Origin of the sequence: Delftia sp. UME58 (genome assembly GCF_014170385.1) — a bacterium.
GTDB lineage: Bacteria > Pseudomonadota > Gammaproteobacteria > Burkholderiales > Burkholderiaceae_C > Comamonas > Comamonas acidovorans.
This window is the reverse complement of sequence record NZ_LZZV01000114.1, coordinates 154,931-175,105: the sequence shown is the minus strand read 5'-3', so window position 1 is coordinate 175,105 and position 20,175 is coordinate 154,931. Positions and strand designations below refer to the sequence as shown.

The window sequence follows — 20,175 nt, the reverse complement described above, 5'->3', positions numbered from 1 at the left end:
TCTGGCAAAGCCGAGGCACGCAAACCTGCCACGACCAGAATCCAGGCAGCCAGCGCGCACAGCGCCGCCAGACGGCTCAGCAAGGAACAGCGGGAGGGTCTTGGCATGCGCGCCTTGCCTTCGTGGGGGTTGTCGAGCGGGCCACTGTGGCAAACCAGCCTGAAGACCTGCCCCGGCTTTCCTGAAGGGATGCTGAAGCGCATCGCCCGCGCCTTGACCGATACTCGCGGCAGCCCTCCCGCAGGCGCCGGTCCGCGGCATGGGAGCGGCACAGGAAACACACGATGAGACTGCTGCTGGTGGAGGACGATCTGGATCTGGGCAATGGCGTGCGCATCGCATTGGGCGATCACGCCATGGATGTGGTCTGGGTGCGCCGCCTGTCCGATGCGCTGCGTACGCTGGAGCAGCAAAGCTTCGAGATGGTGCTGCTGGACCTGGGCCTGCCCGATGGCGACGGCATCAGCCTGCTGACGCGCCTGCGCCGCGAATGGCGCCGCCTGCCCGTGTTGATCCTGAGCGCACGCGACAGCCTGCACGACCGGCTGCACGGCCTGGACAGCGGCGCCGATGACTATCTGGTCAAGCCCTTTGCCCTGGCCGAACTGGTGTCACGCGTGCGCGCCCTGGCACGCCGCAGCTATGGGCAGGGCGACGGAACGCTGCATCTGCGCGGCCTGTCGCTGCACGAGCCCACGCGCCGTGTCAGCGTTGCAGGCCAGAACGTCGAGCTGTCGCGCTGCGAATTCGACCTGCTGGCCCTGCTGCTGCGGCGCATGGACCGCGTGGTCACGCGCAGCGGCATCGAGGAGGAAGTCATCCCGGGCGGCAGCGCCAACGGCAGCAATGCCCTGGAAGTCCATGTCTCCAACCTGCGCCGCAAGATCGGGCCGGGCTTCATACGCACGGTACGCGGCATTGGCTATGTCATCGACTCGCAGCCGATGGCTCCCCCCTCCTGCCCATGACATCGCACACCCTGCCGGGGCACCAGGCCAGCCCGAGATGGCGCCGCTGGCTGCGGCCCACACTGGGCCGGCGGTTGCTGCTGGCCCAGATGGGCGTGCTCACCGCGATCTGGACCGCGTTGCTGGTGGCAGCCATCTACATGGCCCACTTCCACAATGAATTGCTGGTCAGCAAGCCGGTCTACGAACTCGTCATGGCAGTGGCCGAGGACCTGGCCGACCTTCCGGACCGCCAGCAGCACAGCCTGGCCGCGCTGGACACGGCCCTGCGCCATGAGTACGGCGACGGAGACGACGACATCCGCTTCACGCCCACGCTGCTGGTCTGGCAGCGCGGCCAGCTCCTGTACCGCTCGCCCACGCCGGCACCCACCCTGCGCAACCGCGTGCTGGACACGGTCGAGGACATAGATTTCGAAGGGCAGACCTGGCGCATGAGCACGCTGCGCTCGGCCTCGGGCCAGACCGAAGTCACGCTGATGCTGCCGTCCTTCAAGGAACTGCTGATCACCCTCAACACCCGCAGCTATTACCTGCTGCCGCTGCTGATCAGCCTGCCCTTCCTGGCCTTTCCTGCCTGGTGGTCGGTACGCGCGGCGCTGCGCCCGCTGCGCCGCGTGGGCGACGAGCTGGCCACACGCGGCCCCGACGACCTCAGCGCGCTCACCTATGCGCCGCCGCACGCCGAGCTGCGGCCGCTGGTGCAGGACATCAACGCCCTGCTGGCCCGCGTGCGCTCCAGCAGCGAACGGGAACGCAACCTCATCGCCGATGCAGCCCACGAACTGCGCACGCCGCTGGCAGCCATGCACGTCAACGTGGAAGCCATGCTGCGCCATGGCGGCGAACCGCACCAGCAGGAACTCATGGACAGCCTGCTGCGCAGCAACCAGCGCGCGAGCCGCATGGTGGCCCAGTTGCTGCAGCTCATGCGCAGCGAGACCGAAGCGCCCGGCATGGCCATGCAGCCGCTGCGCCTGGACCTGCTGCTGGAAGACCGGCTCGCTGCACTCGACGCCCTGGCCTGCCGCCGCCCGGTGGAACTGGCCCTGGAAGCCAGCGAGCCACTGAGCGTGATGGGCGAACGCGAAGGCCTGGTCTCGCTGATCGACAACCTGGTGGACAACGCCATCAAATACAGCCCCGCGCACGCCACCGTGAGCGTGCGGCTACAGCGCCAGGGCGACAACGCGGTACTTCAGGTGCGCGACCGTGGCCCGGGCATCGCCGAGGCCTGGCGCCAGCGCGTCTTCGACCGCTTCTTCCGCGTACCCGACCAGAGCCAGAGCGGCAGCGGCCTGGGCCTGGCCATCGCCAGGACCGTGACCGAGCGGCACGGCGGCAGCATCGAGCTGCACAACGCTGAGGATGGAGGGCTGCTGGCAAGCGTCAACCTGCCCGTGCTGCAGGAAGGATAGGGCCCTTGATGCGTGCATGGGCCCAGGATTGCAGAGCCAACAGTCCAGGAACTAGACTGGGCCTGTAACCCGTGAGCGAAGGAGCGCAATCATGAAATCCTGGCCTGTGCAAGATGCCCAAGACCACTTCAACGAGCTTCTCGAAGCCTGCCTGACCGATGGCCCGCAAGTGTTGACCCGGCGTGGCGCAGACACTGCCGTGCTCGTTCCGATGCAAGAGTGGCGCCGCCTGCATCCCGCTGCCGAACCTGCTTCGCTCAAGGAACTGCTGCTCTCGGAAGTGGGCCGCGCAGACCTGCTGATCCCGCCGCGCGGCCAGGCACACCGCAGGCCCATCGAACCCGCCAACTGAGTGCGCCAGAAATGTATTTGCTGGACACCAACATCATTTCAGAGCTGCGGCGCTCCAGGCCCCACGGAGCCGTCCTGGCCTGGCTTCAATCCCTGCCTGAGCCGGAGCTCCATCTGTCCGCGGTCAGCCTGGGCGAAATCCAGGCGGGCATAGAGCTGACCCGGCAACAGGATGCTGAGAAGGCCCAGGAAATCGAACGCTGGGCAGATCTGGTCTCCGCCTCCTACAACGTGCTGCCGATGGATGCCGAGACCTTCCGCATCTGGGCCCGGCTGATGCACGGGCGCTCCGATGCGCTGTATGAGGACGCAATGATTGCAGCCACGGCCATCCGCCACAGGCTGGTCGTGGCCACACGCAACATTCGCGACTTCGCGGATTTTGGCGTGGCGCTTGTCAACCCCTTTGAGTCGCCCTTTCGCTGAACGGGCAAAAGCCCTTTTGCTGCGCAGTCTTGCCTGCCCGCCCCCTGGCACAGGAGGATCAGGCGAGCGACCGCAACAGCCCGGCCACCGCCTGCGCCGTGGCCTGCGCGGCCCCGCGGTGCTGGTCCAGGAAGCCGCGCGCCTGGGCCACGGCATGGGCGTGGGACTGGCGGTCCCCGGCCAGGTCCACGGCCAGGCTCAGTCCATGTGCCATGTCGGGCGCCCGCAGCGCCGCGCCGGCTTCGCAGGCCAGGTCCGAGGCCTCGCTGAAGTTGAAGGTATGCGGCCCCAGCACCACGGGGCAGTCGCAGGCCAGGGCCTCGATGAGGTTCTGGCCGCCCAGCGGCGCAAAGCTGCCGCCCATGAGCGTGGCGTCGGCCAGGCCGTAGTACAGGGCCATCTCGCCCAGCGAATCACCGAGCCAGATGTCGATGTCATCCGCCGCAGCCCCGCAGGGCGGGCCACCCACCCACTGGCTGCGGCGCGAGACATGCAGGCCGCCGCCAGCCAGCAGCGCCGCCACTTCGTCAAAGCGCTGCGGATGGCGTGGCACGACCAGCCATTGCACGGCCCGGCCTGCCGGCCCCAGCGTGCGCAGGGCGGACAGCAGCATGGCCTCCTCGCCCTCGCGGCTGCTGGCCAGCAGCACCACGGGACGGGACACCGCAGTCTTCCATTCGCGGGCGCGCTCCAGCAGCGCAGCGTCCGGACGCGCATCGAATTTCAGGTTGCCGAGCACGCCGCGCACGGGCGCACCCAGCAGGCGCAGGCGCTGCGCATCGTCCTCGGTCTGTGCCCAGGCGGCGGCCAGGGCGGCATAGGTAGGGCGCGCCAGCGGCGCCACGCGCAGCGCCTGGCCCAGCGATTTGTCGCTGAGCCGCGCATTGGCCAGCGCCAGCGGCACGCCCTCTTCGCGGCAGATGGCGACCAGGTTGGGCCACACCTCGGTTTCCATGAGCACGCCGACCGCTGGCCGGAATTGCTGCACGAAGCGGCGCACGGCCGCTGGCGTATCCCAGGGCTGCCAGACCTGCAGGTCGCCGGGTTGCAGCAGCCGGCGGCCTTCGGTGCGGCCTGTGGCCGTGCCATGGGTCAGCAGCAGGCGCATACCGGGCAGGCGCTCGCGCAGCGCAGCCAGCAAGATGGCGGCAGCACGTGTCTCGCCCAGCGATACGGCATGGATCCAGACCCATTGCTCGCGTCCGTCCTGCCCCAGCGTGGCCGGCTGGTAGCGGCCAAAGCGCTCGGGAATGTGCTCGGCATAGACGGGCTCGGCCTCAGCGCGGCGCAGCAGCTTGCGGCGCAGCAGCGGCTGCGCCGCCCAGGTCACGGAGCTGTACAGCGCGCGCGCCCAGGACGTGGGAGAGCGTGAAGTCATCGCCTGGCGCGCAAATCAGTGCGCGGCACCGCCAACCTGCGCGCCGGGCTTGACGCGCTCCAGCAGCGCCAGCATCTGCGCCTCGATGCGCGACAGCGCCTCCTGGGTCTGGCCCTCGAAGCGCAGCACCAGCACGGGCGTGGTGTTGCTGGCGCGGATCAGGCCGAAGCCGTCGGCCCAGTCCACGCGCAGGCCGTCGATGGTGCTGACCTGGGCCGGTGCGGCAAAGGTCTCGGCGGCCAGGGCCTGCAGTTCGGCGGCCAGGCGATGGGGCTCGCCTTCGGCGCAGGCCACATTCAGCTCGGGAGTGGAAAAGCTGGTGGGCAGCGCGTTGAGCAAGGCGCTGGGATCGGCCTCGCGGCTGACGATCTCCAGCAGGCGGCAGCCCGCGTAGGTGCCGTCATCGAAACCGTACCAGCGTTCCTTGAAGAAGATGTGGCCGCTCATCTCGCCGCCCAGCGGCGCATCCAGCTCCTTCATGCGGGCCTTGACCAGGGAATGCCCGGTCTTGAACATCACGGGCTCGCCACCTGCCTCGCGGATGGCGGGCGCCAGGCGCTGCGTGCATTTCACGTCATAGACGATGCTGCCGCCGGGCACGCGCGAGAGCACGTCCTTGGCAAACAGCATCATCTGGCGGTCGGGGAAGATGTTCTGGCCGTCCTTGGTGACGATGCCCAGGCGGTCGCCGTCGCCGTCGAAGGCCAGGCCCAGCTCGGCATCCGTGGTGCGCAGCGCCTCGATCACGTCACGCAGGTTCTCGGGCTTGCTGGGATCGGGATGGTGGTTGGGGAATTCACCGTCCACTTCGGAGAACAGCTCGATCACCTCGCAGCCCAGCGCGCGGAAGATGCCGGGCGCCGAGGCCCCGGCCACGCCGTTGCCGCAATCCACCACGATCTTGATGGGACGCGCCAGCTTCACATCGCCCACGATGCGCGCCTGGTAGTCGGCCAGCACATCGGCGCGGCGCATGCTGCCGGTGCCCATGATCGTCCAGTCATCGCTTTCGACGCGGCGGCGCAGGGCCTGGATTTCCTCGCCGTAGATGGCGCGGCCGGCCAGCACCATCTTGAAGCCGTTGTAGTCCTTGGGGTTGTGGCTGCCCGTGACCTGGATACCCGAGCGCGCCAGCGTGCTGGCCGCGTAGTACAGCATGGGCGTGGTGGCCAGGCCGATGTCGATCACCTCGATGCCGACCTCGGTCAGGCCGGCAATCAGCGCCGCGGACAGCGAGGGTCCCGACAGGCGGCCATCGCGTCCCACGGCCACCACGGTCTCGCCGGCCGCCAGGGCCGCCATGCCGAAGGCGCGGCCCACGCCAAGCGCTACCTCCTCGTTGAGCGTGGACGGCACGATGCCGCGGATGTCATAGGCTTTGAAGATGGAAGATGCGACCTGCACGTCGAAAACGCTTTCTCGTCGGTTGAAAACAGGGCGCCGCAGCCCGGAACCCGGCCCGGCTGCGGCCCAAGGCGCGATTGTAGGCGCGGCAGGCAGGGGCGCCGCCGCACATCACTCCGGCTACAAACGGTTGCAGCGCACGCCCGTCCTCACAGTTGCTGCTGCACCTGGGCCAGCGCAGCCGGGTCCTCCATGGTGCTGAGGTCGCCCGGGTCGCGCCCCTCGGCCACGGCCTGCATGGCGCGGCGCAGCAGCTTGCCGCTGCGCGTCTTGGGCAGCGCACTGACGAAGACCACGCGCGAGGGCCGTGCCACCGCGCCCAGCCGCGCATCGACCAGCTTCATCACATCGGCCTGCAGCGCCGCGCGCTCGGCCTCGCCCTCCAGCGCCGTCCGGGGCACGGCAAAGGCCAGCGCCGCCTGGCCCTTGAGCGCATCGGCCACGCCGACCACGGCGACCTCGGCCACCTGGGGATGGGCGGAGATGCATTCCTCGATCTCGCGCGTGCCCAGGCGGTGGCCGGCCACGTTGATCACGTCGTCCGTGCGCCCCAGGATGAAGAAGTAGCCGTCCTCGTCACGAATGCCCCAGTCGAAGGTGCTGTAGACCATGCGGCCCGGAATGCTCTTCCAGTAGGTGTTGACGAAGCGCTGATCGTCACGCCAGACGGTCTGCATGCAGCCCGGCGGCAGCGGTCCCTCGATGGCCAGCACGCCCTTTTGCCCGGCACCGAGCAGCTCCTCCCCAGTGGCCTCGTCGATCAGCTTGACGTCATAGCCATAGACGGCCTTGCCCGGGCTGCCGAAGCGCGTGGTCTGCTGCTCCACGCCGTTGCACAGCGTGAGGATGGGCCAGCCTGTCTCGGTCTGCCAGTAGTTGTCGATGATGGGCTTGCCCAGGGCCTGGCTGATCCACTGCGCCGTGGGCTCGTCCAGCGGCTCGCCGGCCAGCCACAGCGCCTTGAGGCTGGAGATATCGTGGCGGTGCAGGTACTCGGCATCGTGCTTCTTGAGCACGCGGATGGCCGTGGGCGCCGAGAACATGTGGGTGACCCGGTACTTCTCCACGATGCTCCACCAGATGCCCGCGTCGGGGCGTATGGGCAGGCCCTCGTAGAGCACGGTGGCCATGCCGGCGATCAGCGGCGCATAGATGATGTAGCTGTGACCCACGACCCAGCCGATGTCGCTGGTGCAGAAAAAAGTCTGCCCTGCCTCGGCCCCGAAGATCAGCGGCATGCTGGCGGCCAGCGCCACCGTATAGCCGCCCGTATCGCGCTGCACGCCCTTGGGGCGCCCCGTGGTGCCGCTGGTGTAGAGCGTGTAGCTGGGGTCGGTGGATTCCACCCAGGTGCAGGCGACCTGGGCGTCGGCGTGCAGCGCACGCAGGCTGGCCCAGTCGTGGTCACGGCCTGCGCGCATGGGAGCGGGCGCCAGGCCACGGTCCACGATGAGCACGGCCGCTGGCTTGTGGCTGGCCAGTTGCAGGGCCTCGTCCAGCAAGGGCTTGTAGGCCACGACGCGCCCGCCGCGCGAGCCCGCGTCGGCACTGACGATGACCTTGGGCTCGGCATCATCGATGCGCGAGGCCAGCGCCGCCGAGGCAAAGCCGCCGAACACCACCGAATGGATGGCGCCCAGCCGCGCGCAGGCCAGCATGGCAAAGGCCGCCTCGGCAATCATGGGCATGTAGATCTGCACGCGGTCGCCCTTGTGCACGCCCAGCGACTGCAGCACGGCGGCCATGCGCTGCACCTCGGCATGCAGTTCGCGGTAGGTGTAGACCTTTTCCGTGCCGGTCTCGGTGGAGATGGCGATCAGCGCGTTCTGGTCGGCGCGCCCGGCCAGGTGCCGGTCCACGGCGTTGTGGCAGAGATTGGTCTGCCCCCCGACAAACCACCGTGCAAACGGCGGATTGTCGTAGTCGCAGATGCGCTGGGGCGGCACATGCCAGTCGATGCGGCGGGCCTGCTCGGCCCAGAAGGCATCGCGCTCCTCGATGGAGCGGCGGTGGAAATCGTCGAAACGCGGGGCCATTGTCTGTCTCCTGTCGTTGTCATGGATTGGCGGCTTCTGAATTCATAATTATTCATAATGCGCTTGCCAAAAGCTGACAACTCGGCGCTGCGCTGGCAGGCAGGCCCCTACAAACTCAGAAGCTGTAGCGCAGGCCGACCGAGATCTCGCTGGAACTCAGCTTGGCGCGCATCTGCTCATCCTGCAGGCCACGGACATTGGTGAAGTTGTTGGCGCCACTGTGGGTCTTGCCCATTCCCACATAGCGATAGCCCAGGTCGATGCTGAGCTTTTGCATCGGCGAGTAGCTGACGCCAAAGCCCAGCGCATAGGCCAGATTGTTCTGGGAATCGCTGAAGTACTGGCGATTCGGATTGCCTTGCCAGCCGCTGGACTGCAGGTGGGCCAGGCCCAGGCCCGCCGTGCCGTAAACGGAGAACTGCGCGTTCAGGGGGAAATCCTTGTACGCATTGATCATCAGGCGCTGAGAACGGATGCTGTGGTGATTGAAGCTCGTGGGAAAGCGCGTGGAGCCGCTGGTGAACTCGTTGCTCCTGGGCAGGGTGTATTCGGCTTCCAGGCGCCAGTCCGACGGGAGCTGATAGCCCAGGGCCAGAGAGCCGCCTGTAGCGCGGCGGCTGTCGTCGCCAGGCACGAACTGCCCCAGGCCGGGGCGGGCGCTGGAGTCCATGTCGTGGGCCTTGTAGTTGGCGGAGTTGATGCGGACGGCGCCATAGAAATTGTCGGCAGCCAAAGCGCTGCCCGAGGCGGTCAGGATCAGGGCGGTGAAGGTCAGAACGTGCTTCATACAGTCTCTCTTGGGGGAATGCCGCCACTGTAGAAAAACGCCCTGCCCGCGCCTATTCGGCCGGCTACGCACGCAGCTCCGTAGAACTACGCGGTGCAGCGACAGCCCGCCTCCCAAGAACAGACAGGTCACCATGAAAAAAGGCGCTCCAAAGAGCGCCTCAAGACGGCGGACCCAGGAACCCGTGCCTTACTTGACCAGGGCCAGCAACTCCTTGAAGGCCGGGTGCTCGCAGCTGCGCAGCCACTCGAAGGCCACCATCTCCGTGGTCACCAGCTCGGCACCCGCGCCGGCCAGGCGGTCGAAGGCGGCATCGCGGTTGCGCTCGGTGCGCGAGCTGCAGGCGTCGGTGACGACCCAGACATCGAACTCATCTTCCAGCAGCTCCAGCGCCGTCTGCAGCAGGCAGACATGGGCTTCGCAGCCGGCAATCACCACCATGCTGCGCTCGGGCGCCTGCTGCTGGGGCTTTTGCAGGTGCTTGGGCAGGCTGCGTGCATTGCCGCCCTGGGGCCGTGCAGGAGGACGCAGCCACTCGCCCAGGCCCTCGGCCACGGCGCTGAAATGCATCTTGGACAGGGTCCGGTCGCACAGCGCGCGCAGTTCGGCGTCGTTGGCGCCCAGGCGCGAGGGATTCTGCTCGGTGCCGAAGACCGGCACGTCCACCAGCTGCGCCAGGCGCGCCAGCTTCACGGCATTGGCCAGAACTGCCGGTCCCTCGAAGATGGCCGGCATCAGGCGCTCCTGGTAATCGACGAGTACGAGCTGGGAGTCGGTGGCTTCAAGCAGCATGGCGGATCTTTCTTGGGAATATGGGGCGGCGCGGGCCGCCCTTCTTATAGAGGACAAAAGGGAAAGCTTTCCATTGTCGCAGCTTGCGTGCGCTCCCTGCCGCGCAGCCCGGATTCCTGAGGTAACTCAAAAACCCAGGCTTTCGGGGGTCTTATCGAATTTGTCCTACGTTTTTGCGTGGTAATCTCGCGCCCCATGTCCCGATGGCTTATTGCACTCCTGTTTGTCAGCGTCACGGCACACGCGGCTCCGCCCGAAATGCGTGACGACGATATGAATCAGCTGCTGGTCAACCGCAGCCTCATCTCGCAGCTGCGCGAAGCCCGCCACCACATGGCGGAACGCACTTCCGACTTCGTCAAGGAAGCACGACAAAGCGTCGCCGAAAAGACCTCCGATCTGGTCGTGACCGCCATGGGCTTCATCGGCGTTCCCTACCGCCGCGGCGGCAACAGTGCCGAGACCGGCTTCGACTGCAGCGGCTTCGTCCGCGCCATCTACTCCGAAACCCTGGGCAAGGTCCTGCCGCGCCGCGCTGACCAGCAGGCGCAGGCCACGGAAAAAATCGACAAGAACGAACTCAAGCCCGGCGATCTGGTGTTCTTCAACACCATGCGCCGCACCTTCAGCCATGTCGGCATCTATGTAGGCGACGGCAACTTCATCCATGCACCGCGCACCGGTGCGCAGGTCCGCGTGGAAAGCATGCAAAGCGCGTACTGGGCCCGCCGCTTCGATGGCGCCCGCCGCGTGCAGGATGCCGATGGCCTGGGCCTGGACGCCAGCAAGGCCGCTCTGGCCCTGCAGATGCAGGCAAGCCAGCTGCAGTGATCGCAGCGTCTTTTGCGCCAATCCACAAACGCCTGCCCGTGCAGGCGTTTTGTTTTCCAGGGCCCTGCCCTGGCTTCGTTCCAGGTTGAGATGCTGTCCGACAGGGCCACCCGGTGCCCGGCCCTAGAGTCGCGGCATGGAAGCTTCAGTTCGGAGAAAAGCATGATGTCCTTGATTGGTACCCTCATCGTTGGCCTGGTCGTTGGCTTGCTGGCGCGGGCACTCAAACCCGGCGATGACAGCCTTGGCTGGATCATGACCATCCTGCTTGGCGTGGCAGGATCGTTTCTTGCCAGCTATGTCGGCGTCGCCATGGGCTGGTACGAGGCCGGGCAACCCGCAGGCTGGATCGCCTCCATCGTGGGCGCCGTCGTCATTCTCTTCATCTACGGCCTGGTGCGCAGCAAGAGCGCACGCTGACCACCCTGCGCGCCAGCCGCATCCGCCGGCTGGCGCATTTTCCTGATCGACATCTGCCCCGTCTTCACTGGCACGCATGATCTTTCGCACATCGGACAAGACCCCTCCCCCTCCACCACCGCGCCACGATGTGGCGCAAGCGGCCGAGAGCGCGCGCAAGTTGCTGCACCGGCGTGCGCTGGTCGGCGCAGCGGCCAGCAGCCTGCCCATTCCGGGCCTGGACTGGCTGGTGGATGCCGCACTGCTGGCGCGGCTGCTGCCGCGCATCAACCGCGAATTCGGCCTCACACCCGAACAGTTGGACAAGCTGGAACCCGGCAAGCGCGAGCAGGTGCAAAAGGCCGTGGCCATGGTGGGCTCGGTGCTGATCGGCAAGCTGATCACGCGCGACATGGTGGTGCGCCTGGCGCGCGCGGCCGGCATGCGCATGACGGCCACGCAGGCCGCCAAGTACGTGCCGCTGGCAGGCCAGGCCGCAGCGGCAGCGCTGGGCTATGCCACGCTGCGCTACCTGGGCGAGCGGCACATCCAGGACTGCATTCGTGTGGTCGAGCACGCAGAACTCGACATTCCCTCGCGGCTGGATCGCACGGCGCGCAAGGTCGAGCAGACAGGTCAGCAATTGGAAAACGCTGAAAAAGCCGACAAGGCCGACAGGACCGACAAGGACGGGCGCGAGGCCGAGCCCGCCCCCGAGCCCTCCGGCAAGCGCCCGCGCTTCTGGCGCCAGCCCGATCGCGGCCCCTGGGGCCGCTCCCAGTAGACGGCTATCAGCCCAGGTCCGACGCCTGGTGGCGCTCGGGCACCTGGGTGGCTTCATCTCCCCAGGTACGATTCACGCGGCGCCCCCGCAGCACGGCCGGCCTCTGGGCAATCTCACGGGCCCAGCGCATGACATGCGTGTATTCATGGGCTGACAGGAACTCGGCCGCGCCATACACCTCGTTGAGCACCAGGGCCCCGTACCAGGGCCAGATGGCGATGTCGGCAATGCTGTAGCTCGCACCCGCAATGAACGGGTGCAGGGCCAGCTGGCGATCGAGCACATCGAGCTGGCGCTTGGTCTCCATGGTGAAACGGTTGATGGGGTACTCGAACTTCTCGGGCGCATAGGCATAGAAATGCCCGAAACCGCCGCCAAGGTAAGGTGCCGACCCCATCTGCCAGAACAGCCAGTTCAGCGTCTCGGTGCGCGCAGCGGGCTCGGCAGGCAGCAGCGCACCAAACTTCTCGGCCAGGTACAGCAGGATGGAGCCTGACTCGAACACGCGCACCGGCGGCTCGACGCTGCGGTCCACCAGCGCCGGGATCTTGGAATTGGGATTGACATCGACAAAGCCGCTGGAGAACTGGTCGCCTTCGCCGATGCGGATCAGCCACGCGTCGTACTCCGCGCCGGCATGGCCAAGCGCCAGCAGCTCCTCCAGCATGATGGTGACCTTCACGCCGTTGGGCGTGGCCAGCGAATACAGCTGCAGCGGCTGCTGCCCCACCGGCAATGCCTTGTCATGGGTGGGACCGGCGACCGGGCGGTTGATGTTGGCAAAGGTGCCGCCAGAAGGCGCTGGCTGCCATACGGCGGGCGGGACATAGGTGGAGCTGTCGGTCATGCAGGGTTCCTGTGGTTCGCGGGCTGGAGAGAGATGCCCGGCTGAAGGCCATTGTCCCGTCACCGGCGCGCTCCTGCCGGCGCGCGCGGAACGCCGCCACGGCGTCCGGGGATTTGCCACAATCGCGGCATGACTGCCGCCCCCACCTCCGCCCGCCAGTTCTGGCTCATGAAGAACGAGCCAGACGAATTCTCCATAGACCACGCGCTGGCCGCGCCGCAGGCCACCATCGCCTGGGACGGTGTGCGCAACTACCAGGCGCGCAACTTCATGCGCGATGCCATGCAGGTGGGCGATGGGGTGCTGTATTGGCACTCCAGTTGCGCCGAGCCCGGCATCTACGGCATCGCCCGCATTGCAGGCAACCTGCGCGTCGATGCCTCGCAGTTCGACCCGCGCAGTCCCTACTACGACCCCAAGTCCTCGCCCGACAAGCCGCGCTGGCTCACGCTGGATGTGCAGGCGCTGCGCAAGACACGCACGCTGCAGATCGCCGAGCTGCGCGAGCATCCCGAGCTTGCCGGCATGCGTGTACTGCAAAAGGGCAACCGCCTGTCGATCACGCCGGTCACGCCCGATGAATGGGCCTTCATCCAAGGCCTGCTCCAACCCGCCTGATATGCCCGACCCGCCTGCTGCGGGCTGCTTTCTTACAAGCAAGAAGCATCTCTCCTGCACATCGCTGCTGCACCGGCCGCTATGCTTTTAGGCATTTGCGAACCTGGATTTCGCATGCTGGAGGGAGAATCTTCGTGCGTTGGCGAAAAGCAAAAGCAAAAACACCCCCTGGAACACCCAAGAGCGGCATGGCCGCTGCGCCCGGCCGCCTGCGTCTGGCGCTGCGCGACGCCATCGCCGCCTCGCTGGGTGCGATGCTGGCCTGGGAGCTGTCCCACTACCTGCTCGGCCACCCCAAACCCGTCTTTGCAGCCGTCACGGCCCTGGTCTGCCTGGCTCCCGGCCTGCCCAGCCACCTCAAGCAGACCTGGGGTCTGGTACTGGGCTGCGCCATCGGCATCATCGTCGGCGAATTGGCGTGGCTGCTGCCCGACACTATTCCGCTGCTGCGGCTGAGTCTGGCCTCGCTGGTCGCACTGTCTCTGGCCGCCATGCTCGGGCAGCCGCCCGTCGTCCCGATACAGGCGGGAGTCTCCGTCGTGCTGGTCCTGAGCATGGGACCAAGCGCAGCAGGCGAGACCCGGCTGGTTGACGTACTGGTGGGCGCCGGCGTCGGCCTGATGTTCAGCCAGGTGATCTTCACGGCCAACCCGCTGCGCGCCGTGTCACGCTCGGCAAGCGCCTTGCTGGGCCAGTTGGCCGAAGGGCTGGAAGCCACCCTGCGCGCCACCGCCACCCACGACACGCCTGATGCCACCGTCGCGCTGGGCCAGCTCACGCGCAGCAGCGATGCGCTGAGCGCACTGCGCGCAGCCATGATGGAGGCGCAAAGCGCCAGCCGCTGGTCCCTGCGCGGCCGCCTGGGCGGCGCGGGGCTGCAGACCATCACCGGGCGCTATGACCGCCACGCCGTGCGCCTGTATGCCAGCGCGCTGCTGCTGGGCGAAAGCCTGGTGCGCGGCATGTCCCATGACAGTGGTCTCATGCCGCGCGCCATCGTCCTGCACTGCGAATGGCTGGTCGATGCCTGCCGCCAGTTGTCCGCCAACGGCAACGTGGTGGCCCTGCAGCCCGATGACGCCCTGGCCGAACTGGCCGCCTCCGCGCCCAAGCCCCCCGCCCAGCCCGTGCCCACGGCCTGGCTGCCCGCGCTGGACCATGCGCAGCAGATGGAAGAGGCCCTGAAGGCGCTGATAGGCTCGCGCGACGCGTGATCAGACTGCAGCGCGCCCGCGCGGCGCTGCACCCGCACCGCCGATGCGCCCGATCGCGCCGGCCAGCCACCAGCCGATGGCGCACATGGCCGCCGTCACCACCCAGGTCCACTGCCATCCGCCCGCCTGCACGGCCACGGCCGCCACCAGAGGCGGGCCTGCAAACTGCCCCACGCTGGACCATTGCTGCATGAAACCCACCGTGGTCGATACCGTGGACTCATCGGGGGCCAGCCGCACCGCCATGGAAAACAGCGTGCCCGGAATCAGCCCGCCCGCCGCCGAAAACAGCACCACTGCCACAAAGCGAAGCCACAACGGCGCCAGTGATTGCCCCTGCCATTGCAGATAGGCCAGCAGCGCACACGCTGCCATGCAACCAAAGCCCAGGCGCAAGGCACGTGAGGCGCTCCAGCCGCCTTGAAGCAAACGGCCCGAGGCCACATTGCCCACCATGTTGGCCAGCGCCACCACGGCCGTCAGCGTGCCCGATAGCGCGGCGCCCAGGCCGGCCTCGGCATAGACCGTGGGGAGAAAGCCGATGACGGCCATCCACTGCCCTGAATACACGGCAAAGGCCACAGCCACGCACCAGGGACCAGGGCTGCGCAAGGTAAGTTCCAGGCGAGGACGCCAGCCACCACCCGCCACTGACGTGCCAATGGGCACCTGCCTGTCTGCCGGCACGCCACACCAGACGGCGGCCCATGCGAGTGCAGAGACCAGACCCATCAGCAACCACCACACGGGCCAGGATGCCCAGGCCATCACCCACGGTCCCACCAGCAATCCGACGGCACTGCCCAACGGCATATAGGTGCCCCACCAGCCCATGCGCGCGCTCAGATCGCGAGGCGCCACGCTACGCCGGATCAGCCCCGGCCCCGGCATGGCCACCAGCAAAAAGCCCAGCCCCTCCACGGCACGCAAGGCCAGCAGCGGAGCAAAGCCCGTGGCGGCGGCACCCAGGGCGCTGGCCGCAGCCATCAGCAGCAGGCCTGCGAGCATGCTGCGCCGCAGCCCCCAGCGGTCTGCACCCAGGCCCACCACCAGGCCCAGCACCATGCCGGCCACCTGCACGGTAGACAGCAGAAAACCGGCCTGCAGCAGGGACAGGCCCAATTGCTGCTGCAGCACCGGCACGGCCGGCGGCAGCTTGCCCACATGCAGGGCCGCGCTGACGCCGGCCGCCACGACAATCCATGAGGGATGCCCTCCCTGCTTCGTTGTTTTCACTGGATGCTGCCTCCCGGGGGCGCATGCCATGCGCCCTGTAGCTGATGTGTGAAGTATCGAAAGCATAGGCCAAGCGGCGCCTGCAAACAGCACTCTTCTTACCTGCCTACCCGCCCGTATGGAGGCACACTGAACGCCTGCATCAACCCCCGAGGCCCTCCGCATGCGTTCATCGCTAGATTTCAGTTCCTGGTCTTCGCTGCTGTCCACGGTGTTGGGCCTGTTGCTGGTCACCTGCCTGATGATGGGCATTCGCCTGCTGTTCATGCAGACCGTGCAAAAGCGACGCGAGCGTGAAAACCGCCAGATCAATGAACGCCTGAAGTCGCTTATCGCCGCCTACAAGACGCTGGGCGGCTCCTTCACGGGGACGCTGCATGTGAGTCCCCTGCACCTGCGCGATCTGCGCAGGCCCGCCGCCGACGACGCCGATGCACCACCGGCTTTTGGCAGCGAGCGACAACGGCGCATTCGCGATGCGGTCGAAGCCGCGCTGTCCGATGTCATCTTGCTGGGTACGCAAGACCAGGTGCGCATGGCCGCCCAGGCGGCCCAGGACATGGTGGCAGGCCAGCCTGTCGAGACTGCGGCACTCGTCACTTCGCTGCGCGCCTTCATCCGCGAAGCGCTGGATCTGGAGCCGATCCCCGACAGCCTGCATGTTCCCAACCAGGGCCCCACGCGTCCCGGCGGCACGGCGGGCGGGGCACGCAAAGGTGGTGCGGAAGCCGGCGCTTCGAGCAAGGGCGGTGGTGGCAGCAGAGGCGGCGCAGGAATGGGCGCCTCAGGAATGGGCGCCTCAGGCATGGGCGGCCTGGGCATGGGCGCCGGCCTCCGCCATGGAGACGATGGCACTCCCCCACCATGAAAACCTGCCGCACAGGGTCAAATCGCAAGCCACCGGGGCCCCAACCCGCTTGCCGGGCGGACTTGACACTCGCCAGAAACAGCTAAGCCTGCGAGGTACCGGACGGCACCCCGCAGGCCTCGCCTGCCGGGCAGTCGTGCATGCACAGCATGCCTTTCGCCCGTCCTCCCCTTCCCACCGATTCGTATCAGGTCGTCACGACCTCACAGCTGCAGCTTGGCACTGGCCAACAGCACACCGAACCCCACCAACATGCCGCCAAAGGCCCTGTCTATCCAATGCCGCACGGCCAGCAACCGCGCACGAACCCGCTGGGCGGAAAAGCACATCGCCACAATGCAGAACCACGCCACATGGGCCATCGAGATGAATCCGCCATATGCCAGCTGCGTGGCCAGCGGCGTGTCCTGTCCCACGATCTGCAGGAACAGGCTGACCACGAATACCGTGGTCTTGGGATTGAGCGCATTCGTCAGAAAGCCCATGCGCAGTGCCGCCAGGTCGGAGAGCGCGGCCACGGGCTGGCTGGGCAAATCGCCCTCCGGACGGCTGCGCAACATGGTCACGCCCAAATAGATCAGATAGGCTGCCCCCAGCAGCTTGACCGCGTCGAACAACCAGGTGGACTGCTGCATGAGCAGCCCGACGCCGAGCAAGGTATAGCCGACATGGACCAGCACCCCCAGGCCAATGCCCAGTGCCGTGAGCAGGCCCGCGCGGCGCGAGCGCAGCAGGCTGTTGCGCGTGACCATGGCGAAATCCGCCCCTGGGCTGATGACAGCCAGCAAGGTAATGGTGACTACAGCTATCCACTCGGTCATCGGTGATCCATTCGATTCAATGCAACGCGCCTGATAGTATTGGCCTTCAGTGAAAATATATAACGATGTTTTCTGACACAGCTGGTGAACTCAACTCACACACTCCGAGCAAGCGACTGCCGTCGCTGCAGGCCTTGCGCTGCTTCGAAGCGGCCGCCCGACGGGAGAACTTCAGCAAGGCGGCGGAAGAACTGCATCTGACCCACGGCGCCATCAGCCGGGCCGTGCGCCTGCTGGAGGACGATCTGGGCGTGCCCCTGTTTGACCGCCGCAGCCGCCGCGTCTTCCTGACCGAGGCGGGCCGCCAACTGGCCCAGGCCGTGCACGAAGGTCTGGAGCGCATGCGCCAGGCCACGCAGGAGTTGCGCTCGCGCGCCCGGCAGGCGCGCCGCTGGGTGCTGTCCTGCGAGCCCACCTTGCTCATGCGCTGGCTGATCCCGCGCTGGCCCCAGTTCCAGGAACAGCACCCCGAGTTGCAGTTGCACCTGATGGCGGGCGGTGGGCCTTTCTCTTTCGCGGACGGCATCGATCTGGCCATACGACGCGATGACTTCTCTCCGCCAGCGGGCTGTCATGCAGAGACCCTGTTTGCCGAGCGCATAGGCCCGGTCTGCCGGCCCCAGCGGCTGGCGCAGTGGTGCATGCACTCCGACGAGGGGCATGCCACCGGGCTGCGCCCGGAGGCACCCTTGCTGCAAAGTCGCACTCGCCCGGAGGCCTGGTCCACCTGGGCAGAGCACAGCGGTCAGCCTCCACCATCGGGACCCCAGCTGCAGTTCGATCATTTCTATTTCAGCCTGCAGGCCGCCGTGGCCGGCATGGGGCTGGCCATCGGCCCCTGGCAACTGGTGCGCGACGACATCGCCAACGGTGTGCTGGCAGCGCCCATGGGCTTTGTCGAAGACGGTTCGCGCTACTGCCTGCTGTCCCCCGCTCCGCCCACGCCAGATGGCGTGCACGACCAATTGCTGCAGTGGCTGCGCGCCCAGGCCTGAACAGGTCTGCCCCCTTGCCGTGCCTGTGTCTGGACCGGTGTCTGGACCGGTGTCTGGGCTGATGTCTGTGTCCTTATCTGCGTCTCCCAAAGCAGAAAGGCAGCCGAAGCTGCCTTTCTGTCCTTGCCTGGCCTGAAAGCCAGGCCTTGCGCCTACTTGCGCTGCGGCGGCAGGTCCGTGCAGGAGCCATGCGCCACCTCGGCCGCCATGCCCAGGCTTTCGCCCAGCGTGGGGTGGGGATGGATGGTCTTGCCGATGTCCACGGCATCGGCACCCATTTCGATGGCCAGCGCAATCTCGCCGATCATGTCGCCCGCGTGTGTGCCGACGATGCCGCCGCCCAGGATGCGGCCATGGCCGTGCGCCTCGGGGCTGTCATCGAACAGCAGCTTGGTGACGCCTTCGTCGCGGCCATTGGCAATGGCGCGGCCCGAAGCCGTCCAGGGGAACACACCCTTCTTGACCTTGATGCCCTGGGCCTTGGCCTGGTCCTCGGTCAAACCCACCCATGCCACTTCAGGGTCGGTATAGGCCACGCTGGGGATCACGCGGGCATTGAAGGCGCTGGCGGCCAGCTCCTTGTTGCCCTGCAGTTCGCCGGCGATGACTTCGGCAGCCACATGGGCCTCGTGCACGGCCTTGTGCGCCAGCATGGGCTGGCCCACCACGTCGCCAATGGCGAAGATGTGGGGCACATTGGTGCGCATCTGGATATCGACTTCGATGAAGCCGCGGTCCGTGACGGCCACGCCGGCCTTCTCGGCAGCGATCTTCTTGCCGTTGGGCGTGCGGCCCACGGCCTGCAGCACCAGGTCGTAGACCTGGGGCTCGGGCACGGTGATGCCGTCCTTGGCAGGCGCGAAGCTGACCTTGATGCCTTCGGGCGTGGCTTCGGCACCCACGGTCTTGGTGTTGACCATGATGTTGTCGAAGCGCGGCGCGTTCATCTTCTGCCAGACCTTGACCAGGTCGCGGTCGGCGCCCTGCATGAGGCCGTCCATCATCTCCACCACGTCCAGGCGGGCGCCCAGCGTGGAGTAGACGGTACCCATTTCCAGGCCGATGATGCCGCCACCCAGGATCAGCATGCGCTTCGGAACACCGGCCAGGTCCAGCGCGCCGGTGGAGTCCACCACGCGCGGGTCCTTGGGCATGAAGGGCAGGTGCACGGCCTGGCTGCCGGCGGCAATGATGGCGCGCTTGAACTGCACGATCTTCTTGCTGCCGGTCTTTTCCTGGCCGTCGCCCGTGGTCTCTTCCACTTCCAGGTGGTTGGCACCGGCGAAGTTGCCGTAGCCGCGCACCACGGTGACCTTGCGCATCTTGGCCATCTGGCCCAGGCCGCCGGTCAGCTTGCCGATGACCTTGTCCTTGTGTCCGCGCAGCTGGTCGATGTTGACTTCGGGCGCGCCGAACTTGACGCCGGCCACCTCCAGGTGCTTGACCTCGTCCACCACGGCCGCCACGTGCAGCAGCGCCTTGGACGGGATGCAGCCCACGTTCAGGCAGACGCCGCCAAGGGTCTTGTAGCGCTCGACGATGACCACGTTCAGGCCCAGGTCGGCCGCACGGAAGGCTGCCGAGTAGCCGCCAGGACCGCCGCCGAGCACGACCACGTCGCAGTCGTAATCGGCCGCGCCACCGGCGTAGCTGGCTGCGGTCGGAGCGGGAGCCGATGCTGCGGGCGCTGCAGCGGCAGGCGCTGGAGCCGCCGCTGCAGGGGCCGGTGCTGCCGCCTGGGGTGCGGCGGCCGCTTCGCCAGCGGCCTCCAGCGTCAGGATCAGGCCGCCTTCGGCGATCTTGTCGCCGATCTTGACCTTGAGTTCCTTGACCACGCCGGCATGGCTGGAGGGGATCTCCATGGAGGCCTTGTCGGACTCCACGGTGATCAGGGACTGGTCCTTGGCCACGGTGTCACCGGGCTGGACCAGCAGTTCGATCACGCCCACTTCGGCGAAGTCGCCGATGTCGGGCACCTTGATGTCGATGATTGCCATGTGTC

20 protein-coding genes are annotated in these 20,175 nt (G+C 67.1%); 11 read left to right on the top strand and 9 right to left on the bottom strand.

The window, feature by feature from the left end; translation table 11 throughout:
- Positions 1–284 precede the first annotated feature (284 nt).
- The 4 genes from A9976_RS30130 (at position 285) to A9976_RS30115 (ending at position 3,163) form a co-directional block, all read left to right on the top strand.
- Positions 285–968, top strand: coding sequence for a response regulator (locus A9976_RS30130; RefSeq protein WP_183022006.1), 684 nt, complete (start codon positions 285–287; stop codon positions 966–968).
- Positions 965–2,386 (top strand): HAMP domain-containing sensor histidine kinase, encoded by a 1,422-nt coding sequence (locus A9976_RS30125; RefSeq protein ID WP_183022005.1) that lies wholly within the window; start codon positions 965–967, stop codon positions 2,384–2,386. Before A9976_RS30130 ends, A9976_RS30125 begins: the two co-directional genes overlap by 4 nt.
- Before the next feature lie 91 nt (positions 2,387–2,477).
- Positions 2,478–2,738 carry a type II toxin-antitoxin system Phd/YefM family antitoxin gene (locus A9976_RS30120; protein WP_183022004.1) on the top strand — a complete coding sequence of 87 codons (261 nt, stop codon included), beginning with the start codon at positions 2,478–2,480 and terminating at the stop codon, positions 2,736–2,738.
- Between the two features lie 11 nt (positions 2,739–2,749).
- On the top strand, positions 2,750–3,163 hold the full coding sequence (locus A9976_RS30115) for a type II toxin-antitoxin system VapC family toxin (RefSeq protein ID WP_183022003.1): 414 nt from the start codon (positions 2,750–2,752) through the stop codon (positions 3,161–3,163).
- A 58-nt stretch (positions 3,164–3,221) separates the two neighbouring features.
- Here the strand turns inward: A9976_RS30115 and A9976_RS30110 are convergent, their stop codons facing one another.
- From A9976_RS30110 to A9976_RS30090, 5 genes are all read right to left on the bottom strand, one after another.
- Positions 3,222–4,541, bottom strand: coding sequence for a 3-deoxy-D-manno-octulosonic acid transferase (locus A9976_RS30110; protein ID WP_183022002.1), 1,320 nt, complete (start codon positions 4,539–4,541; stop codon positions 3,222–3,224).
- A 15-nt stretch (positions 4,542–4,556) separates the two neighbouring features.
- On the bottom strand, positions 4,557–5,945 hold the full coding sequence (locus A9976_RS30105) for a phosphomannomutase/phosphoglucomutase (protein WP_183022001.1): 1,389 nt from the start codon (positions 5,943–5,945) through the stop codon (positions 4,557–4,559).
- A 149-nt stretch (positions 5,946–6,094) separates the two neighbouring features.
- Positions 6,095–7,981 (bottom strand): propionate--CoA ligase, encoded by a 1,887-nt coding sequence (locus tag A9976_RS30100; RefSeq protein ID WP_183022000.1) that lies wholly within the window; start codon positions 7,979–7,981, stop codon positions 6,095–6,097.
- A 115-nt stretch (positions 7,982–8,096) separates the two neighbouring features.
- A complete protein-coding gene (locus tag A9976_RS30095; RefSeq protein WP_183021999.1) occupies positions 8,097–8,768 on the bottom strand; it encodes an outer membrane protein in 672 nt (223 codons plus the stop codon).
- A gap of 189 nt (positions 8,769–8,957) precedes the next feature.
- Positions 8,958–9,560 (bottom strand): isochorismatase family protein, encoded by a 603-nt coding sequence (locus tag A9976_RS30090; RefSeq protein ID WP_063325974.1) that lies wholly within the window; start codon positions 9,558–9,560, stop codon positions 8,958–8,960.
- 195 nt (positions 9,561–9,755) lie between these two features.
- Here A9976_RS30090 and A9976_RS30085 point away from each other — a divergent pair, with 195 nt between their 5' ends.
- From A9976_RS30085 to A9976_RS30075, 3 genes are all read left to right on the top strand, one after another.
- Positions 9,756–10,391, top strand: coding sequence for a C40 family peptidase (locus A9976_RS30085; RefSeq protein ID WP_012205793.1), 636 nt, complete (start codon positions 9,756–9,758; stop codon positions 10,389–10,391).
- 162 nt (positions 10,392–10,553) lie between these two features.
- Positions 10,554–10,811 carry a GlsB/YeaQ/YmgE family stress response membrane protein gene (locus A9976_RS30080; RefSeq protein WP_183021998.1) on the top strand — a complete coding sequence of 86 codons (258 nt, stop codon included), beginning with the start codon at positions 10,554–10,556 and terminating at the stop codon, positions 10,809–10,811.
- A 76-nt stretch (positions 10,812–10,887) separates the two neighbouring features.
- Complete coding sequence (locus A9976_RS30075) at positions 10,888–11,574, top strand: hypothetical protein (protein WP_183021997.1); 687 nt, start codon at positions 10,888–10,890, stop codon at positions 11,572–11,574.
- Between the two features lie 7 nt (positions 11,575–11,581).
- On the opposite strand, the gene yghU is transcribed toward A9976_RS30075, so the two are convergent.
- Positions 11,582–12,421: a glutathione-dependent disulfide-bond oxidoreductase gene (gene yghU, locus A9976_RS30070; protein ID WP_183021996.1), complete on the bottom strand. Its 840-nt coding sequence runs from the start codon at positions 12,419–12,421 to the stop codon at positions 11,582–11,584.
- Positions 12,422–12,550: 129 nt separating this feature from the next.
- Here yghU and A9976_RS30065 point away from each other — a divergent pair, with 129 nt between their 5' ends.
- Both A9976_RS30065 and A9976_RS30060 read left to right on the top strand, forming a co-directional pair.
- Positions 12,551–13,039, top strand: a complete 489-nt coding sequence (locus A9976_RS30065; RefSeq protein WP_183021995.1) for an EVE domain-containing protein — start codon at positions 12,551–12,553, stop codon at positions 13,037–13,039.
- Positions 13,040–13,227: 188 nt separating this feature from the next.
- On the top strand, positions 13,228–14,253 hold the full coding sequence (locus A9976_RS30060) for an aromatic acid exporter family protein (protein WP_183021994.1): 1,026 nt from the start codon (positions 13,228–13,230) through the stop codon (positions 14,251–14,253).
- Here A9976_RS30060 and A9976_RS30055 read toward each other — a convergent pair whose 3' ends face one another.
- Positions 14,254–15,519 (bottom strand): CynX/NimT family MFS transporter, encoded by a 1,266-nt coding sequence (locus A9976_RS30055; RefSeq protein WP_183021993.1) that lies wholly within the window; start codon positions 15,517–15,519, stop codon positions 14,254–14,256. It lies immediately after the preceding gene.
- Between the two features lie 133 nt (positions 15,520–15,652).
- Here A9976_RS30055 and A9976_RS30050 point away from each other — a divergent pair, with 133 nt between their 5' ends.
- The gene (locus A9976_RS30050; RefSeq protein WP_183021992.1) at positions 15,653–16,357 is read left to right on the top strand and encodes a hypothetical protein; all 705 of its coding nucleotides are present in this window, start codon (positions 15,653–15,655) and stop codon (positions 16,355–16,357) included.
- 203 nt (positions 16,358–16,560) lie between these two features.
- On the opposite strand, the gene A9976_RS30045 is transcribed toward A9976_RS30050, so the two are convergent.
- Positions 16,561–17,178, bottom strand: a complete 618-nt coding sequence (locus A9976_RS30045) for a LysE family translocator (protein ID WP_183021991.1) — start codon at positions 17,176–17,178, stop codon at positions 16,561–16,563.
- Positions 17,179–17,243: 65 nt separating this feature from the next.
- Here A9976_RS30045 and A9976_RS30040 point away from each other — a divergent pair, with 65 nt between their 5' ends.
- Entirely contained in the window at positions 17,244–18,173 is a 930-nt protein-coding gene (locus A9976_RS30040) for a LysR family transcriptional regulator (RefSeq protein WP_183021990.1), read from the top strand.
- A 152-nt stretch (positions 18,174–18,325) separates the two neighbouring features.
- Here A9976_RS30040 and lpdA read toward each other — a convergent pair whose 3' ends face one another.
- Complete coding sequence (lpdA, locus tag A9976_RS30035) at positions 18,326–20,170, bottom strand: dihydrolipoyl dehydrogenase (protein WP_183021989.1); 1,845 nt, start codon at positions 20,168–20,170, stop codon at positions 18,326–18,328.
- Positions 20,171–20,175: the final 5 nt, after the last annotated feature.

Excerpts from the sequence above, each read along its gene's own strand:
- A9976_RS30110 (WP_183022002.1), bottom strand. The coding sequence starts at position 4,541 with ATGACTTCACGCTCTCCCACGTCCTGGGCGCGCGCGCTGTACAGCTCC.
- A9976_RS30090 (WP_063325974.1), bottom strand. The coding sequence starts at position 9,560 with ATGCTGCTTGAAGCCACCGACTCCCAGCTCGTACTCGTCGATTACCAG.
- lpdA (WP_183021989.1), bottom strand. The coding sequence starts at position 20,170 with ATGGCAATCATCGACATCAAGGTGCCCGACATCGGCGACTTCGCCGAA.
- A9976_RS30130 (WP_183022006.1), top strand. The coding sequence starts at position 285 with ATGAGACTGCTGCTGGTGGAGGACGATCTGGATCTGGGCAATGGCGTG.
- A9976_RS30060 (WP_183021994.1), top strand. The coding sequence starts at position 13,228 with ATGGCCGCTGCGCCCGGCCGCCTGCGTCTGGCGCTGCGCGACGCCATC.
- A9976_RS30120 (WP_183022004.1), top strand. The coding sequence starts at position 2,478 with ATGAAATCCTGGCCTGTGCAAGATGCCCAAGACCACTTCAACGAGCTT.
- A9976_RS30065 (WP_183021995.1), top strand. The coding sequence starts at position 12,551 with ATGACTGCCGCCCCCACCTCCGCCCGCCAGTTCTGGCTCATGAAGAAC.
- A9976_RS30095 (WP_183021999.1), bottom strand. The coding sequence starts at position 8,768 with ATGAAGCACGTTCTGACCTTCACCGCCCTGATCCTGACCGCCTCGGGC.
- A9976_RS30085 (WP_012205793.1), top strand. The coding sequence starts at position 9,756 with ATGTCCCGATGGCTTATTGCACTCCTGTTTGTCAGCGTCACGGCACAC.
- A9976_RS30080 (WP_183021998.1), top strand. The coding sequence starts at position 10,554 with ATGATGTCCTTGATTGGTACCCTCATCGTTGGCCTGGTCGTTGGCTTG.
- A9976_RS30050 (WP_183021992.1), top strand. The coding sequence starts at position 15,653 with ATGCGTTCATCGCTAGATTTCAGTTCCTGGTCTTCGCTGCTGTCCACG.
- A9976_RS30125 (WP_183022005.1), top strand. The coding sequence starts at position 965 with ATGACATCGCACACCCTGCCGGGGCACCAGGCCAGCCCGAGATGGCGC.
- A9976_RS30040 (WP_183021990.1), top strand. The coding sequence starts at position 17,244 with ATGTTTTCTGACACAGCTGGTGAACTCAACTCACACACTCCGAGCAAG.
- A9976_RS30045 (WP_183021991.1), bottom strand. The coding sequence starts at position 17,178 with ATGACCGAGTGGATAGCTGTAGTCACCATTACCTTGCTGGCTGTCATC.
- A9976_RS30075 (WP_183021997.1), top strand. The coding sequence starts at position 10,888 with ATGATCTTTCGCACATCGGACAAGACCCCTCCCCCTCCACCACCGCGC.
- A9976_RS30115 (WP_183022003.1), top strand. The coding sequence starts at position 2,750 with ATGTATTTGCTGGACACCAACATCATTTCAGAGCTGCGGCGCTCCAGG.
- A9976_RS30055 (WP_183021993.1), bottom strand. The coding sequence starts at position 15,519 with ATGGCATGCGCCCCCGGGAGGCAGCATCCAGTGAAAACAACGAAGCAG.
- yghU (WP_183021996.1), bottom strand. The coding sequence starts at position 12,421 with ATGACCGACAGCTCCACCTATGTCCCGCCCGCCGTATGGCAGCCAGCG.
- A9976_RS30100 (WP_183022000.1), bottom strand. The coding sequence starts at position 7,981 with ATGGCCCCGCGTTTCGACGATTTCCACCGCCGCTCCATCGAGGAGCGC.